16 protein-coding genes are annotated in these 16,889 nt (G+C 63.8%); all 16 read left to right on the top strand.

Annotated features, from left to right (window positions below; all coding sequences use genetic code 11):
* The first annotated feature begins 43 nt into the window (after positions 1 to 43).
* The 16 genes from ACQR1X_RS25775 to ACQR1X_RS25850 all read left to right on the top strand — a co-directional run bounded on the left by ACQR1X_RS25775 (position 44) and on the right by ACQR1X_RS25850 (position 16,845).
* Positions 44 to 1,711 (top strand): hypothetical protein, encoded by a 1,668-nt coding sequence (locus tag ACQR1X_RS25775; protein WP_434899878.1) that lies wholly within the window; start codon positions 44 to 46, stop codon positions 1,709 to 1,711.
* Between the two features lie 610 nt (positions 1,712 to 2,321).
* A complete protein-coding gene (locus tag ACQR1X_RS25780; RefSeq protein WP_434899879.1) occupies positions 2,322 to 2,765 on the top strand; it encodes a hypothetical protein in 444 nt (147 codons plus the stop codon).
* 299 nt (positions 2,766 to 3,064) lie between these two features.
* Positions 3,065 to 4,564, top strand: coding sequence for an AfsR/SARP family transcriptional regulator (locus tag ACQR1X_RS25785; RefSeq protein WP_315804565.1), 1,500 nt, complete (start codon positions 3,065 to 3,067; stop codon positions 4,562 to 4,564).
* Positions 4,565 to 4,760: 196 nt separating this feature from the next.
* Positions 4,761 to 6,017 carry a cytochrome P450 gene (locus tag ACQR1X_RS25790; RefSeq protein WP_434847141.1) on the top strand — a complete coding sequence of 419 codons (1,257 nt, stop codon included), beginning with the start codon at positions 4,761 to 4,763 and terminating at the stop codon, positions 6,015 to 6,017.
* Between the two features lie 82 nt (positions 6,018 to 6,099).
* On the top strand, positions 6,100 to 7,179 hold the full coding sequence (locus ACQR1X_RS25795) for a PEP/pyruvate-binding domain-containing protein (RefSeq protein ID WP_316181174.1): 1,080 nt from the start codon (positions 6,100 to 6,102) through the stop codon (positions 7,177 to 7,179).
* Positions 7,180 to 7,222: 43 nt separating this feature from the next.
* Complete coding sequence (locus ACQR1X_RS25800; protein ID WP_316218015.1) at positions 7,223 to 9,031, top strand: PEP-utilizing enzyme; 1,809 nt, start codon at positions 7,223 to 7,225, stop codon at positions 9,029 to 9,031.
* 54 nt (positions 9,032 to 9,085) lie between these two features.
* Positions 9,086 to 9,688 carry an HD domain-containing protein gene (locus tag ACQR1X_RS25805; RefSeq protein WP_316181170.1) on the top strand — a complete coding sequence of 201 codons (603 nt, stop codon included), beginning with the start codon at positions 9,086 to 9,088 and terminating at the stop codon, positions 9,686 to 9,688.
* A gap of 15 nt (positions 9,689 to 9,703) precedes the next feature.
* On the top strand, positions 9,704 to 11,149 hold the full coding sequence (locus ACQR1X_RS25810; protein ID WP_316237154.1) for an aldehyde dehydrogenase family protein: 1,446 nt from the start codon (positions 9,704 to 9,706) through the stop codon (positions 11,147 to 11,149).
* Entirely contained in the window at positions 11,149 to 11,763 is a 615-nt protein-coding gene (locus ACQR1X_RS25815; RefSeq protein ID WP_315804571.1) for an HD domain-containing protein, read from the top strand. Before ACQR1X_RS25810 ends, ACQR1X_RS25815 begins: the two co-directional genes overlap by 1 nt.
* Positions 11,760 to 12,521: an SDR family NAD(P)-dependent oxidoreductase gene (locus tag ACQR1X_RS25820; protein ID WP_434899880.1), complete on the top strand. Its 762-nt coding sequence runs from the start codon at positions 11,760 to 11,762 to the stop codon at positions 12,519 to 12,521. The genes ACQR1X_RS25815 and ACQR1X_RS25820 overlap by 4 nt, the downstream gene beginning before the upstream one ends.
* A gap of 14 nt (positions 12,522 to 12,535) precedes the next feature.
* The gene (locus tag ACQR1X_RS25825; protein WP_434899881.1) at positions 12,536 to 12,859 is read left to right on the top strand and encodes a 2Fe-2S iron-sulfur cluster-binding protein; all 324 of its coding nucleotides are present in this window, start codon (positions 12,536 to 12,538) and stop codon (positions 12,857 to 12,859) included.
* Between the two features lie 426 nt (positions 12,860 to 13,285).
* Positions 13,286 to 14,770 (top strand): aromatic/alkene/methane monooxygenase hydroxylase/oxygenase subunit alpha, encoded by a 1,485-nt coding sequence (locus ACQR1X_RS25830; protein WP_316181166.1) that lies wholly within the window; start codon positions 13,286 to 13,288, stop codon positions 14,768 to 14,770.
* A 100-nt stretch (positions 14,771 to 14,870) separates the two neighbouring features.
* Positions 14,871 to 15,116: a toluene-4-monooxygenase system B family protein gene (locus tag ACQR1X_RS25835; protein ID WP_316237158.1), complete on the top strand. Its 246-nt coding sequence runs from the start codon at positions 14,871 to 14,873 to the stop codon at positions 15,114 to 15,116.
* Positions 15,109 to 15,489: a Rieske 2Fe-2S domain-containing protein gene (locus tag ACQR1X_RS25840; protein WP_316181163.1), complete on the top strand. Its 381-nt coding sequence runs from the start codon at positions 15,109 to 15,111 to the stop codon at positions 15,487 to 15,489. The genes ACQR1X_RS25835 and ACQR1X_RS25840 overlap by 8 nt, the downstream gene beginning before the upstream one ends.
* Positions 15,490 to 15,498: 9 nt before the next feature.
* Positions 15,499 to 15,798 carry an MmoB/DmpM family protein gene (locus ACQR1X_RS25845; protein ID WP_315716254.1) on the top strand — a complete coding sequence of 100 codons (300 nt, stop codon included), beginning with the start codon at positions 15,499 to 15,501 and terminating at the stop codon, positions 15,796 to 15,798.
* Between the two features lie 21 nt (positions 15,799 to 15,819).
* Positions 15,820 to 16,845: an aromatic/alkene monooxygenase hydroxylase subunit beta gene (locus ACQR1X_RS25850; protein WP_434899882.1), complete on the top strand. Its 1,026-nt coding sequence runs from the start codon at positions 15,820 to 15,822 to the stop codon at positions 16,843 to 16,845.
* The last annotated feature ends 44 nt before the right edge of the window (positions 16,846 to 16,889 follow it).

Here is a 16,889-nt window from a genome sequence, read left to right on the forward strand (position 1 = left end):
TAGCGGGCTACGAAAGACAGGGCAGGACCCTCAAGAGCGATCCATGCGAAGTTCGACAGCCAAGGTGCATCTTCGGTTATTTGGTCCGCCCAAGATCATCAATTCGAACGGTGAAGATTGCACGCCGCGGGGACGGAAGGCATGCGCACTGCTGGCAATGCTGGCGCTATCGCCTGAAAACAAAAGATCGCGCGTCTGGATCCAGGATAAGCTGTGGGGCAGTCGAGGCAAGGAGCAGGGCGCGGCAAGCCTTCGCCAAAGCCTGTCAGAAATTCGAAAGGCATTTGGAAACGATCACGGAGTGCTTTTTGCGGACAGCTATGTGCTGGCGCTCGATCCGACCTTATTTGATACGGATTTCGATCTTGCCACAAAAGCGGACGACTCCGGCGAACTCCTGGAAGGCATCGATATTGGCGAAGATGGTTTCGAGGACTGGCTTCGATCGCAACGTCAGAACTTCAGCGATCGCCGCACTACGCGCCAAGCAAGGACCGATCGCCGTGCGGACATTGCCCTCGAAGAACCGGTGCGCGGACGTTCGATTCCACGGAATCGGATCGTGCTGGTTCGCAACTCCAAGTCTGGAGAGTCCGACGCATCGTTGCTCGCGGACAGCCTGATCGACTCGGTCGCAAAAACCATACAGGAACTCGGCGTCGCCGAGGTCATCGATTGTCGGGATACGATGGACCCGGCTTGCGACGACAAGGACGCAGCGCCGCGCAAGACGCTTTCGCTACATTCGGACGTGTTCGGAGGCCACACCAGGCAAATCGTCCGCCTCGCATTGTCGCAGCGACCGGAACATGCCCTGAAGTGGTCGTCCACGCTGCAGCTACCCGGCATTCAGGCGCTGGACTTGAACGATGCGGATGTCATGCGGTGCGTCAATCTCGTCGTCAACGTCGCCATCGATCAGTTCATCACGGTCCGTTCGGGAGGGCCGGATGCCGAGGTAGCCTCCGATCTCTGCTATTCGGGGATTCTGCATCTTTTCAGGCTCGGCAAGATCAACTTTGCGACGGCCGATAAGCTCTTCGCGGCCGCATTCGATATTGAATCACGCGGGATCTATCTGGCTTGGCGGGCGTATCTGCGAACCTTTCTACTTGCGGAACGACAATTCAGTTGCCGTCAGACACTGCAAGCCGAGGCCCTCGACTTCATGTACCGCGCCCTCGAACTCGAACCTCACAATTCTTATGTTGCGGGCCTGAGCGCGCACGTTCAGACCATGATGCGGCGGTCCTACGTCGCCGCATACGAACTAGCCGAACGCAGCATCCAATTGAACCACGCCAATCCGATCGGCTGGGCGTGTCTGGGAATCGCCAAGAGCTATCTCGGCAAGCCCGACGAGGGCTTCCAACATACGCTGCTTGCGCGCACCATCGCCGGAACTGCACCATTCAGATACCAGATGGATGCGTTGAGCTGTATCGCGGGGACGATGGCGGGCGAACTCGATAAGGCCGTCCATCTGGCGGAGGCCAGTCATGCGCTGGCGCCGACCTTCGCACCACCCTTGCGTTACCTTTCAGCGCTCTATGCGCACGAAGGCAAGCACGATCTCTCTTCCGAGATGGTGAGGAGATTGCAGGCCAGCGAACCGGACTTTTCATACGACAAGCTGCGCGACAAGGCCTATCCTGCGGCCGGCCTGCATCGGTCATCGATCATCGATTCGTTGCCGGCGAGACAACTTTGATGACGTTGAAGTCCGCCGGTATGCTGACCACGCAGCTCATTGATCCTCATTGCACAACGTTGATGAAGATGAACCGCCGTGGACGGCTCCATCAAGAGAGCCGAATGGCCTATGGACTCATAAATCATGTGAGTAAGGCTGTGAGTACCGACTTCGGGTGCTTCCAGGAAGCCTTGGTTACAGCATTCTTCGCGGTGCTTCGATTCCGGCCAGGGCACCATTTGGACCGTTCGCCCGCATCCGCCGTCGGCCGTTTACCCCTCAACATCAAAGACAAGCCGCATTTGCCCATCGCTGGCGTCCGCCCCCTCTGCCGGTATTCTTGATGGAAGTTCGCGGAGGTCATGGTATCGCGAGTCGTGGGTGGAATCGAACTGGCCGAGTCCGCCCCGTATCTCCGGCACCTGAAGCCGGCAGACAAGGATTACAAACGCTGAGATGAAGGCGGGTTTTTCATGCTCGCCACCGCGACTTTGGCGCTTCGCCTATCGTCGCCCGATTGGCGACAATACGCTCAATGCTGCGCTCTGCAGACTCGGCTGCGATAACACTGAGCGCACCACTCACGGTCTTCGTTCGCCCCCTCGGTCCCATCGAATGAAGGTGGCAGATGGAACGTGGGTGGCTGCGCGAACTGAACCACGCCAACCCGATCGCCTGGGCCTGCCAGGGAATCGCAAAGAGCTATCTCGGCAAACCAGAGGACGGCTTTCAGCACACATTGCTTGCCCGTACGATCGCTGGTGCGGCGCCTTTCCGTTTTCAGCTCGATGCCTTGAGCTGCATTGCGGGGACCATGGCGGGAGAACTGGACAAGGCCGTCCATCTTGCAGAAGCCAGCCATGCTCTTGCTCCGACCTTTGCTCCACCCTTGCGATATTTGTCAGCTCTCTATGCCCATAATGGGCACCGTGAGCTTTCTTTCGAGATGGTTCGCAAGCGGGAGACAACGGAGCCAGACTTCTCATATGACAAGCTGAGGGATAAGGCCTATCCCGCGGCTGGCCTCCATCGAACATCAATCATCAACTCGCTGCCAGCCCGACAGTTCTAGCGGCGTCCCCCTTCATCCGAGAGGTCATGGAGCGGCAATTCACGAGCGCCTGCCGGTCTAGAGGAGCCTCGCGTTGAGACAATCAGCTCCGCTGGCTTGCTCGATCCGCATCCCCCTCCCTCGAACCCGAACATGCATCGTCGCTGAAGGCTATTCATTTCGCTGCCGCATTTCACGGCCTTTGGATCTCGCCAGCTTGCTGGAATGCTCGCGAAACAGGGCCTTGCAACCTTCCGGCGGCCGCTCTTAGACTACCTCCAGTCTGCTGACGGCAATGGGGTTGTCGCGGGTGAGGACCCATGACCAAGAATAGTTCTGTCAACCTCGCCCTATTCGCGACGCAGCAAAAGCTTCTTTTTGCGGACTTCTTCAAGCTTTACCAGACTGTCGCACAGCCGTGCCGGATCTTCGTGATCGCGGCGGACGTCAACGCGGTCGCGCGGGTCGAGAAGCTCGCAAAGCGCATCAACAAGAGCGGATTCGTCGAGGGCAAGAGCTTTGTCGAGATGGCGTTGCTGCGGGTGCCGATCTCGTTTCGAGATGTCGCAGGCCGAATCGAGAGGTGGGTGGCGCCGACCCGCAGACACGGCCCCGCCCTGCTCGTCGTCGACATGAGCTGGGGCCTCGAGACCAACTCGGCGACGGCCAATTTCGAGGGTTGGCCCGCACTTGCTGAAACGCTCACCCAGCAGTCCGAGGTCTCGATCGCCTCTCTCTATAACCGCCGGGTGCTGATCGACGAGCAGTTGCTCGTCGCGCTGCGCGGCCATCCGCAGATCCTCACCAGCGCCGGACTGGTGGACAATCCGCATTGGCTGCCGTCGCGGCTGCAGACGCGCGGCGCGTTGCGTGAGCAGGTCGATTTCTGGCTCGGCGCGATCGCGCCGGAGTTGCGGATCGGGACATCGGCGGCCGCGCTGCACGCAGCCGAAGGCGCCGACCCCATGTGGCTGTTGCGGCGCTCGGCAGAAGAGCCCAGTACAGTTCATCTCGACAGCCGCGACCGCTGGAAGATCCGCTGCTTCGGACGGTTGCGGATCTATCGCAACGACGGCAGCCAGGTGAACTGGGACCCGCCCGGCGGAGCGACCCGCAAGACCAAGACCCTGTTCGCCTATCTGCTGCAGAAGGGCGGCCATGGCGCAGCCACCGACGAGCTTGCGGATCTGCTCTGGCCCAACGCCGAGGACATTGAGGCCGCGCGTAACCGCCTCTATCACACCGTGCGCTATCTGCGGCTGGCGCTCGGCCAGCCCAACGGACGCGACGAGACGCGCAACTATGTCCGACGCGAGGGATCGCGCTACGTGCTGGTGCCCCCGGAGCGCAGCTGGCTCGACATCTCAACCTTCGAGCAGCTCTGCCGTCAGTCCCAGGGTCACATCAAGGCGGGCGCCAGCGACGAGGCGCTGATCTGTCTGCAGGCGGCGGACCGTCTGTACACCGGCGACCTGTTCGAGGACATTCCGGTCGAGTACGCCGACGATGGCGAGCGCGACTGGTGCTGGAGCAAGCGCTATTGGCTGCGCGACATGTTCTTCAAGGTGCAACGCGACGCGGCACGGATCTATCTCGAACGCAACGACCACTCGGCCGCGCTCGCGCATTGCCAGAAGGCGCTGGCGATCGATCCCTTGTGCGAGATGGCGCATGCCGAGGCAATGCAGGTGTTCAAGGCGCAAGGACGACGCGAAGCGATCGACCGCCAGTTCAAGCTGTACCTCGACTCGCTCAAGCATTTCGACAACCGGCCGAAGAGCGCCTCGCTTCAGGAGCTGCACCGCAAGCTCACGGCGTAAGGCCGCTCGTTCGCGACCGGCTCGGCAACGCGACCTTTGCCGGCCAGGCCATGCGCCATGGGGCTGCCGCCGCCCGCATAATTGACGATTTTTCTCAAATTGTCATAGAGTTAAGGGCTAAAGAAAACCCAAAGGCCGCCGCTTAGAGTGAGCCCATGACAACGTCGCCACCAAGGGCGGCGAATGGGAGGACGACATGCCAGGTTCGGCAGCTCAGCTGGCGCGGTGTCCCTACAGCGACGCCGCCAAAGACTTCGATCCCTTCGAGATGCGCGATCCGTTCCCGTTCTATGAATGGGCCCGCGCCGAGGCGCCTGTCTTCTTCTCCGACGAGCTGAAATATTTCGTGGTGGCGCGCCACGCCGACATCAAGGCTGTGTTCGACGACTGGCGCACATTCTCCTCGGAGAACGCCCAGGCCCCGCTTCGCCCGATGTGCGAGGAAGGCAAGCGCATCATGCGCGAGGGCGGCTTCACCGCCTATTCCGGCCTGTCGGCGCGGGTACCGCCCGATCACACCCGCATCCGCAAGCTGGTCCAGGGCTGCTTCGGGCCGCGCCGGTTCAGGGCGATCGAGCCGGAGATCAAGGCGATCGTCAACCAGGCGATTGATGCCTTCGCCGATCGCGGACATGCCGACTTCTTCCGCGAGTTCGCCTATGATGTGCCGGCGCTGGTGCTGTTCAAGCTGGTCGGCATTCCCAATATGGACGTGCCGCGCGTGAAGTCCTGGGCGGTGAGCCGCGCGCTGCTGACGTGGGGCGACCTCAGCGACGACGAGCAGATCGTGCATGCGCGCAACATGGTCGAATACTGGACCTACTGCCGCGCGCTGGTGCGTCAGCGCCACGACGATCCGACCGACGATCTGCCGGGCGATCTGGTCCGACTACAGAAGGACGGCGCCGAGATCAGCGACGAGGAGATCGCCGGCGTTCTCTACAGCGTACTGTTCGCCGGCCACGAGACCACGACGACCCTGATGGCCAACGGCATGCGCGAGCTGCTGCAGCGGCGCGACAACTGGGAAGCCATCATCGCCGAGCCGCAGCTCATTCCGAAGGCGGTCGAGGAATGCTTGCGCTTCAGCCCGTCCATCGTGGCCTGGCGCCGGCGCGCCCTGAATGACACCCAGATCGGCGGCGTACCGGTGCCGAAGGATTCCAATATCCTCCTGCTCATCGGCTCCGCCAATCGCGACGAGGCGGTGTTCTCCGCGCCGACCCGTTTCGACGTCCGGCGCACCGACGCGAGAAGCCATCTGGCCTTCGGCTACGGCATTCACACCTGCGTCGGCCAGCAGCTGGCCCGCATCGAGTTCGCGATCGCGCTCGGCGAGCTCACCCGCAGGCTTCCTGGTCTCCGGCTCGCTGCCGACCAGACCATCGACTTCGTTCACAACATCTCGTTCCGCGTGCCGACGGCGCTTCGGATCGAATGGGACGTGACCTGACGCGACGATCGTCACTTGGCCGCGTTTCACAAGCAACAACAAGTCCGGAGCCGATCCGGGCCATAAGGTGGGGAACAGACGCATGGGCGCCAACGCAGCCGCATCCTTCATCGTGCCGTTCGAAGCCGCACGCGAGGACGACTTCCCGCGCATCGGTGGCAAATGCGCGAGCCTGGCGCGCATGATCGCCCAGGGCGTGCGCGTTCCCGCGGGATTTGCGGTCGCGACCGACGCCTACGCCCTTCATCTTCGAAGCAACGGACTCGAGGCGACGATCAGCGAGCGCCTGTCGCGGATCGTGCTCGACGATGTCGATGACGAAGAGAAGTTGTCGCACGAGATCCGCGACGCAATCATGGCGCAGCCGATGCCGGGCGCGGTCGAGCAGGCGATCCGCGAGGCGTATCGCCGGATGTCGCCCGACGGTCAGTTGCCGGTGGCGGTTCGCTCGTCGGCGACCGCCGAGGACCTGCCCGACGCCAGCTTCGCCGGCCAGCAGGATACCTATCTCTGGGTGGTCGGCGAGGACGCCGTGGTCGAGAAGGTCAAGGCGTGCTGGGCCAGTCTCTTCAACGCGCGCGCGATCTCCTACCGTGCCGAGAACGGGCTCGGCCAGATCGACGTGCTGATGTCGGTCGGCGTCCAGAAGATGGTCAACGCCGCCGCCGCGGGCGTGGCGATGACGCTGGATCCGATCAACGGCGACCGTACCAAGATCGTGATCGATTCCGCCTTCGGGCTCGGCGAGCCCGTGGTCTCCGGCGAAATCACGCCCGACAATTTCGTCGTCGAGAAGGTGCTTCTGCAGGTCATCAAGCAGCGCATCGCCGAAAAGGATTTCGAGCTCGTCGCCGATCATGCCGAGCGCCGGACCGTCGAGCGCGTGATCGCGCCGGAACGTCGCACCCTGCCTTCCCTGTCCAATACCCAGGTGCTCGCCGTCGCCAGGCTCGCCAAGTCGCTCGAGCGCAGCATGGGCTGTCCGCAGGACGTCGAATGGGCGATCGACGCCGATCTCCCTGAGGACGAGAACCTCGTCGCGCTGCAGAGCCGGCCGGAGACCGTCTGGAGCCAGAGGAAGAAGCAGTCGACCGCGATCTACGAGACCGGGATTGCGGGTGTACTTGGAACGCTGCTGGCCCCGGTCCAGGCCAAGCGGTGAGCATCACGACAACAAACAACAGATAACCGAGGGGAAAACGACAATGACGGCGCATGCGAAATTCCCAAGTCCCTATGACCTGAAGACGCCGGTCGGCGCCGAGGGCTGGGAGAAGCTCTACCCCTATTATCTCCAGTTCCAGAACAGCCTGCGCGACAAGGAGGACGGCAAGTTCTGGTTCTGCGACTCGCAGCACTGGCCGAGCCCGTTCAAGCCGTTCGACGCCGTCACGGTCGAATTCGCGGTCAAGTGCCTCGGCCAGTACAACACGCGGCACTATCTGATCCCGCCGGCGAACGGCGTCGAATACCGCATCCACAATGGCTATTGCTACATGAGCCCGGTGGCGGTGGCGCCCGAGCTGATCGCAGGCCGCGTGCCGCATTTCATGGAGCGCGCCGGCTACTACTTCCAGAACTGGGATCGCCTGCTGGCGAACTGGGACAAGAAGGTCCGCGCCAACATCGCCGATCTCGAGGCGCTCAACTTCGAGCCGCTGCCCGAAGCCGTGCCGCTGGAGTGGATCACGGCGGGAGTCGGCCTCGACAACACCTACGCGCTGATGGAGACCTATGACCGGGCGATCCAGCTGCTCTACAAGACTTGGCAGTATCATTTCGAGTTCCTGAATCTCGGCTACGCGGCCTATCTCGACTTCTTCAGCTTCATGAAGGGGCAATTCCCCACCATTCCCGACCAGGCGATCGCCAAGATGGTACAGGGCGTGGAAGTCGACCTGTTTCGTCCGGACGACGAGTTGAAGAAGCTCGCCAAGCTCGCCGTGACGCTCGGTGTCGCCGATGCCCTGAAGAGCGGATCGGTCGACGAGGCGCTGGCCGCGGTCGGCCGTGCGCCGAACGGCGGCGAATGGCTGAAGGCCTGGAGCGAGGCGCAGGATCCCTGGTTCAACTTCACCTCCGGCAACGGCTTCTACTCAACCGACAAGTACTGGATCGAGCATCTCGACATCCCGCTCGGCTATGTCAGGGACTACGTCGTCCGCGTGCAGCGGGGCGAGGAGATCGACCGGCCGACGGAGGCCATCGCCAAGGAGCGCGACCGCATCACGTCCGAATATGCCGAGATGCTGGACGCCGATGCACGCGCCGCCTTCGAGGGCAAGCTGGGCCTGGCCCGGACCGTGTTTCCCTATGTCGAGAACCACAATTTCTACATCGAGCATTGGTCGATGAGCGTATTCTGGCGCAAGATGCGCGAGCTCGGCGCCATCTTCCGCGATGCCGGCTTCTGGAAGGACGCCGACGACCTGTTCTATCTGAATCGTCAGGAGGTCCGCGACGCGCTGTTCGACTACGGCAATGGCTGGGCCGTCGGCGCACCGGCGATCGGTCCGACCTATTGGCCGCCGGAGATCGAGCGGCGGAAGAAAATCCTGGCTGCGCTCGCGACGACACCGCCGCAGCCCGCGCTCAACAATCCGCCCGACGTCATCACCGAGCCGTTCACGATCATGCTGTGGGGCATCACCACGGAGAGCATCGGCCGATGGCTCGATGGCGCTGCCAACACCACCAAGCTGTCCGGCATGGCCGCCTCCCCCGGCCTCGTCGAGGGCCGCGCCCGCGTGGTGCGCTCCGCTGACGAGCTCGGCCAGATCCAGCAGGGCGAGATCCTGGTCGCGCCGGTCACCGCGCCGAGCTGGGCGCCGATCTTCGGCAAGATCAACGCGATCGTCACCGACATCGGCGGCATGATGTCCCACGCCGCGATCGTGTGCCGCGAATACGGCCTGCCCGCCGTCACCGGCACGGGACGCGCCAGCTCCTCGATCAAGAACGGACAGATGCTGCGCGTCAACGGCTCGACCGGCGAAGTGACCATCCTGTCCTGACCCAATCGAGAGAGGCCGGCAGCGCCGGCCTCTCTCCGCATATGGAACATTGCAATGCTCGATAGGTCCGATGTCGGCAACCGCTATGACGAGGTCTGGCGCATCAGCGAGCCGTACATGCGCGCGCGCAAGAACGACGTCCACATTCCCCTGTCCTATGCCTACGCGCGCAAGCTGCTCGTGCACTATCCGGACGCGGACGAGGACATCGTTTCGCTCGCGATCATCCTGCACGACATCGGCTGGTACGCGATCGACATGAAGGACATCATCGAGAAGGGCTTCGGCCCCAACATGATGCAGTCCGATGTGCGCTTTCTCCACGAAAGCGAAGGCGTCCGCATGTCGCGCGAAGTCCTCGAACAGGCCGATTGGCCGGAGGACATCATCGTCGCGGTCGGCGAGATCATCGACGGCCACGACACCCGCCCCTACCCGCGCTCGCTGAACGACCGGATCGTGCGCGACGCCGACAAGCTGTGGCGCTACACGACCACCGGCGTCGCGGTGGCCTGCGACTGGTTCAAGATGACGCCACGTCAATATGCGTCGCGCCTGACGACCCAGCTCGGCGTGCTCGAGACCGAAGCCGGACGGCTGATGGCCGAGGCGGCGTTGGGCGAGACCCGGGCCGCGCTGATGCTCGACCTGATCTGAGCGAGGGACGCGGACATGGACATGTTCATCGGCGGCCGCTGGGTTGCAGCCCAAGGCGGCGCGACCTTCGACGTCGTCGATCCGGCAACGGGCGAGACGATCGACAGCGTTCCGGAGGCCGGGCCCGCGGATGTCGATGCCGCGATCCACGCAGCCGAGATCGCATTCCAATCGTGGAAAACGACGCCCGTGGCAGAGCGCGCCCGCCTGCAGAAGAACGCGGCGCGGCTGATGCGCGAGAGTGCCGGTGAGGTCGGCCGCCTGCTGACCAGGGAGCTTGGCCGTCCGCTGGCGGGAGCCATCAGCGAAATTCAGCGCTCGGCCGAACTGCTCGACGTCTACGCCGAGGAAGGCCTGCGCCTGCACGCCGAGATGCCACTGACGGGTGTGGCCGGCGAAAAGATCGTCATCACCCGCGAGCCGGTCGGCGTCGTCGTCGCGATCACGCCCTTCAACTATCCGGTGACGCTGCTCTGCTTCAAGCTCGGCGCCGCACTGATGGCCGGTTGCACCGTCGTCGCCAAGCCTGCCGAGGACACGCCGCTGTCGACACTGCGGCTCGCCGAGATCTTCCATGCCGCCGGCTTTGCCGAGGGCTGCTTCAATGTCGTCACCGGCCGCGGCCCCGACCTCGGCATGCAGATGATCGCGCATCCGACACCGCGCAAGATTGCGTTCACCGGCGGCACCCGGGCTGGCAAGGCGATTGCCGCTGCAGCCGCAGGAACGATGAAGCGGATCACGCTCGAGCTCGGTGGCCAGTGCCCGGCCATCGTCTGCGCCGACGCCGATATCGGCGCAGCGGCCGCTGCGATCGCCCGTCACGCGTTCGCCAATTCCGGCCAGTTCTGCTACCGCGTCAATCGCGTCTATGTCGAGCGCCCCATCTACGCGGCCTTTCTCGCTGCGCTCGCCGACAAGGTCGCGCAGCTCGACGTCGGCAACGGGCTGACCTCGAATTGCGCACTCGGACCTGTTGTCAACGAGAAGATCTACCGCAACAGCGAGCGGCAGATCGCCGATGCCCGTGCCAATGGCGCAACCGTGCTGACCGGCGGTGCCCGGTTGACGGGCGGACTCTACGACAAGGGCTGGTTCCTGCCGCCGACCGTGATCGCCGATGCGCCCCCCTCCGCGCTCGTCATGACCGAGGAAACGTTCGGTCCTGTGCTTGGTGTCGCCCCATTCGACGAACGCAGCGAGGCGCTGCGGCTCGCAAATGCGACAGTCTATGGACTGGCCGCCTTCGTGTTCTCGCGCAACCTGGCGACAGGACTGACCTTGGCCGAGCGCCTCGAAGCCGGCTCCGTGTGGGTCAACGACATCCAGCGCTCGAACCAGCGCGCGCCGTTCGGCGGCATGAAGCAGAGCGGGATCGGCCGCGAGAAGGGCCGCTACGGCATCGAGGACTATCTCGAATACAAGACCATCTATCTCACCTACGACGCGGAGCTGCGGTGATGCATTTTCTGCGCGACCAGGATTGGCCGGTCTGGCTCGCGGCGCGGCCGTGGCTCGACGTGCGCTCCAACGACGAGCATACGCTGATCTCCTATCGTCTCGGCCAGGCGCTGTTGCGGATCCATCCCGAAGCGGACGCCTCCGTGGTGCTGCCGGCGATCCTCATGCACGACGTCGGCTGGAAGAAATTCCCGCCCGAGCAGCTCGCCGCCGCCGTCGGTCCCAATCCCAGATATCCCGAGCTGCAGCGCGCCCACGAGATCGAGGGCGTGAAGATCGCGGCCGAATCGTTCGCACGGCTGGCGATTCCAGGGCTGCAGGTGGAGACCATCCTGGCAATCATCGACGGCCACGACACCCGCAAGAAGGCGATCTCGCACGAGGATGCGCTGATGAAGGACGCCGACAAGCTGTGGCGCTTCACCGGCCATGGGGTCGCGACGATCGGCGGCTGGTTCGATACGCCGCCGAAGGAGACGCTCGCGATGCTGGAAAGCTTCGTGCTGCCGTCGATGCTGACCGAGGCCGGCACCACCATGGCCCAGGCACTGATCGCCGAGGGCACAGCGTCTGCCTTCATGACGGATCTGCTGCACATCGAGGCTTCAGCATGAGTGCGTTCCAGCTGCATGGGAAACGTGTGGTCGTCACCGGCGCCGCCGGTGGGCTGGGCCGCGGCTTCGCGCTCGCCTTCGCTGCGGCCGGCGCCGAGGTCGTGGCCGCCGACATCCGTCTCGGCGGCGCCGAGGACACCGCGCGGCTGATCCGCGACCGCGGCCACAAGGCGCACGCCGCCGAGGTCGACGTTGCCAACGAGACGTCCACCGCGGTGCTGGCGCAATTCGCGCTTGCGCGCATGGGCGGCCTCGACGTGCTGGTCAACAATGCCGCGATCTATGCCGGGCTCGCGCGTCGCGGCTTCGAGGCGATCCCCGAAGCCGAGTGGGACCAGGTCATGCGCGTCAACGTCAAGGGCGTGTGGATGATGAGCAAGGCGGCCGCGCCGCTCATGCGGCGCGCCGGCGGCGGCGCGATCGTCAACGTGTCGTCGGCGACCGTCATGAGCGGATCACCGATGTGGCTTCACTACGTCTCATCGAAAGGCGCCGTCATCGCGATGACCCGTGCGCTGGCGCGCGAGCTCGGCGACGACAAGATCACTGTCAACGTCATCGCGCCGGGCTTCACGCTCACCGAGGCCAGCCTCGGCCTGATCGAGAACGCCGCCGAATATGGCGTGTCCCGCGGCGCCTTGAAACGCGCGGCCGATGTCGACGACATGGTCGGCGGCGCGCTGTTCTTCGCGTCACACGCCGCGGCCTTCATCACCGGCCAGACCCTGATCGTCGACGGCGGCCGGCAGTTCATCTAGGGACCCGAAGATTCATGCCCAGGATCACCTTCATCGAGCCAGACGGCACCGTACGGACAGTCGATGCAGAGCTCACCGAAAGCGCCATGCAGGCGGCGAAACGCAACGGCATCGACGGCATCATCGGCGAATGCGGCGGCTCCTGCATCTGTGCCACCTGCCATTGTCACGTCGACAAGGCCTGGATCGACCGTGTCGGCCCCGCCGGTGACATCGAGGCCGACCTGCTCGAATTCGAGGCCGCCGACGTGCGCCCGGAAAGCCGCCTGGCGTGCCAGATTTCGATCACCGATAAGCTCGACGGTCTGGTGCTTCAGGTCGTCGGCCCCGGCCGTTGAACGGCCGGAGAGTTGCACCGGTCTTTGATCCCGCCGCACGCATCATCGGCAGCGGGACGATGACGGGCATCGAGCTGCTCGCTTGAACAGATCGGCCCGCTTGGTCGGTACGGCCGCGCCGATCCTCGCCGCCGCCTTCCCTTCGCATTGCATCATCTCGTCACCTGCGTAGCAGCAGGAATGCGGTCGCCTGCGCTCCCGATCGCGCCCGAATACGCTCGATGTTCGTGCGCATCCGCGGCCTAAAGAAAAACCAAAGAATGCGTCCTACACTGGATCGTACAACATCGCGCGACGATCTATCAGGTCCAACCGCCTGACTCGTACGCCATCGCCACGCGCCGCACAACGTTCGCCCATCAAGGGCGGCAGCGGACCGCAACGAAGAGCAACGAACGCGATCACATAGCTCGGGAGGAGCAACGCATGCCGAAGCTGCAGCGGCGGGACTATTACGACACGGCCCGCGACATGAACTGGGCTTTCTCCTACGTCAGCGAGGACGAGGTCTTTCCAGAGGAGCTGTCCAAGAGCTTCGGCATCCACGGCGAGGAATGGTGGGTCTGGGACGAGCCGTACAAGCTGACCTATCGCGAATACGTCCACAACCAGGCCGGCAAGGACGACGGCATCTACTCGATCCGCTCGACGATCGCGCGCTCCAATCTGTACGACAATCTCGACGCCGGCTGGAAGTCGGCGATCAAGGCGCATTACGGCGCGATCCCGGTTCCGGAATATTTCGCCTCGATCGGCGAGGCGCGCATGGCACGGTTCGGCCGCGCCGCAGCCTGGCGCAACATGGCCGCGTTCGGGACGCTCGACGAATGCCGCCACGGCCAGGCGCAGATCTACTTCCCCTATTGCCTGCTCGGAAAGGACCCGCAATTCGACTGGGCTCACAAGGCGATGCACACCAACGAATGGGGCGTGATCGCGGCGCGCAGCCTGTTCGATGACATGTTCACCGCCAATGATGCGGTGTCGACGGCCATCCAGCTCACATTTACGTTCGAGACCGGCTTCACCAATCTGCAGTTCCTCGGCATGGCCTCCGACGCGCTGCATGTCGGCGACATCGAGTTCGGTGCGCTGATCTCCTCGATCCAGACCGACGAGGCGCGGCATTCGCAGCAGGGTGAGCCGACGCTGAAGATCATGATCCAGAACGGCAAGAAGGCCGAGGCGCAGAAAATGGTCGACCAGATGTTCTGGCGGTCGTGGAAGCTGTTCGCGCTGCTGACCGGCATCTCCATGGATTACTACACGCCGCTGGAAAGCCGGACGATGTCGTTCAAGGAGTTCATGCAGGACTGGATCTGCCGGCAGTTCATGGACCAGTTCAAGGACCTCGGCATGAACGTGCCATGGTACTGGGAGGAGCACTTCCTGCCGGAGCTGGACTGGGTCCATCACGCCTATCACATGGGCGTCTGGTTCTGGCGGCCGACGGTGTGGTGGAATCCCGACGCCGGCGTGTCCGCCGCCGAGCGCGACTGGCTCGAGCAGAAGTATCCCGGCTGGAACGATCGATTCGGCAAGCTGTGGGACGTGATCGGCGACAATGTCCGCACCGGCCGGATCGAGAAGACCTATCCGGCGACGCTGCCGATCGTCTGCAACTGCTGCCACATTCCGATCTGCAGCCCGAGCATCGGCCAGGCGCCGCGGATCACCACGCATAATGGACGCAAGCTGAACTTCTGCTGCGAAGTCTGCGAATGGGTGTGGAAGAGCCAGCCCGAACGTTACGACACCCATCTCTCGGTCGTTGACCGCTTCCTGGCCGGCCATATCCAGCCACCGACGCTGGAAGGCGCCCTGCAATATATGGGCATCACCCCCGATGTCGCCGGCAACGATGCGCAAGCCTATGCCTGGGATGGCGCGTCGCGGCTCGCGGCGGAGTGACCCGGCCGCGACGGACGGCCAGCACGGAAAGGGGCGCCGCTCGCGAGCGACGTCTCCAATCGAAAAGACCACCGACATAACAACAATCCGGGAGGCACACATGGCCCTGTTTCCGCTCCAAGCCAATTTCCGCGGCGACTTCGTCGTCCTGCTGATCCCTGTCGACGACGGCGACGACATGAGCATCGTGGCAGACAAGGTCGCACAGCACGCGGTCGGACTTCGCGTCGCCGAGCAGAAGGCACCAAAATGCGTCTACTACAACGGTCGCGAGCTGCCGTCGGCGATGACGGTGGCGCAATCCGGCATCCAGCCGATGGATTGGATCGAGGTGGCCTATGTCTGACGATGCCGACGTGACATGGACGCAGGTCGCAACGCTGGACGATCTTTGGGAAGGCGATTTCATCGGCGTCGAGGTCGACGGCGAGGAAGTGATCGTGATGCATCTGCCCGGCGGCGACTTGCGCTGCTTCCAGGGCATGTGTCCGCACCAGGAGATCCTGCTGGCGGACGGCAAGGTCGATTTCGAATCCGGCACCATCACATGTTCGGCCCATGAATGGGAATTCAGCATGGATGACGGCCGCGGCCTCAACCCGCGCGACTGCCGCCTCTTTCGCTACGCCGTGAAGAAAGACGGTGAAGCCATTCTGGTTGGCGTGCCGAATGACGGCCGGCTGCGCCGCCTCCGTCACAAGACCGAGCAGGACGCATAGGACAAGCCCATGACCACGACAGCAGCTCCGAAACTGGTCGGCCCCGTCATCAGGGGTGTCGACGAGGACATCATCGACGCCGTGATCGCGGCGAGCGAGCAGGACAATCCGGACGTCGAGATCGTCATCGAGGACCGCGGCGGCTACGTCCGCGTCCAGGCCGACCGCAACTTCCGCCTGACGCAGAAGAGCATGCAGGCGGCGCTGGGGCGGCCGTTCCGGCTCGCCGAGATCGAGCCGAGCCTGGTGTCGTTCGGCGGGCGACTCGAATCGATGGACGACGAGTGGGTCTGGACCATTCACACATAGCAAATCCCGGGAGGACACGTCATGACCGCAATGACCGCGAAGCCGGCTGCGCGCAAGCAGAAGAAAACTTGGAGCCTGTGGACCGAGCGCCGGCTGCCGTCGGAATACGAGGCCGTCACCTACAAGTTCCACAGCCACTTTCGCCGCGCGCCGGCGCCATTCGAGCTGTCCGAGAACTGGTCGATCAACCAGTTCTACCTCAGGAATCGCGAAGGCTCGAAATTCGCGCTGGACGACTGGGAGGGCTATCGCGATCCCCTCACCTACACCTATCGCCGCTACGTCGGCGATCAGAAGGACCGCGAGGTGTATTGCGACAACCTGATCGACGAGTTCGAGCGCCAGGACATCTATCGTAAGCTGTCTGCACCGTGGCTCGACTTCCTCGGCCAGGCCTATCTGCCGGTGCGCTTCCCGGGACACGCGATGCAGATGAGCGCGGCCTATGTCGCGCAGATGGCGCCGTCGGCGTTCGTGACCAACACTTTCTACTTCCAGATGGGCAATGAGATGCGCCGGGTGCAGCGCCAGGCCTATCTGGCCAAGGCGCTCGCGCTCGACACCGGACGCGAGGAGCTCGCCGACAGCGGAATTGCCCGTACCGTCTGGACGCAGGCGCCGCAATGGCAGGGCCTGCGCGAGCTGATCGAGAAGCAGCTGATCGCCTACGATTGGGGCGAGGCGTTCGTGTCCCGCAATCTGGTGCTGCGGCCGATCTTCGATCACGTCTTCAATCGCGAGATCGCCGATCTGGCGCGCACGAACGACGACGACCTGCTGGCGCTGCTGCACGACGACTTCCGCAACTACGACGAAGCCTATGCGGTCGAGACCACCAAGGCCCTGGTGCGCTACGCCACCGGCAAGGTCCCGGAGCACGCGGTTCTGCTGCGGGAGTGGGTCGCGAAGTGGATGCCGCTCGGCGAACGCGCCGCGCGCGGGCTCAGCGAGGCACTTTCGACCGCGCCCGGGGCCGACGGTGCACGGGCGATCCTGGAGCGGACCATGACGACCCAGGCGAGGCTGATCGCGGATTGCGGCTTGTAGTCTGGCAGGCGCGCTCGGCGTGCTGCGCCGACCGCCTGGACTGG

It is taken from the genome of Bradyrhizobium sp. HKCCYLRH3073, assembly GCF_051167995.1.
Taxonomy (GTDB): domain Bacteria; phylum Pseudomonadota; class Alphaproteobacteria; order Rhizobiales; family Xanthobacteraceae; genus Bradyrhizobium.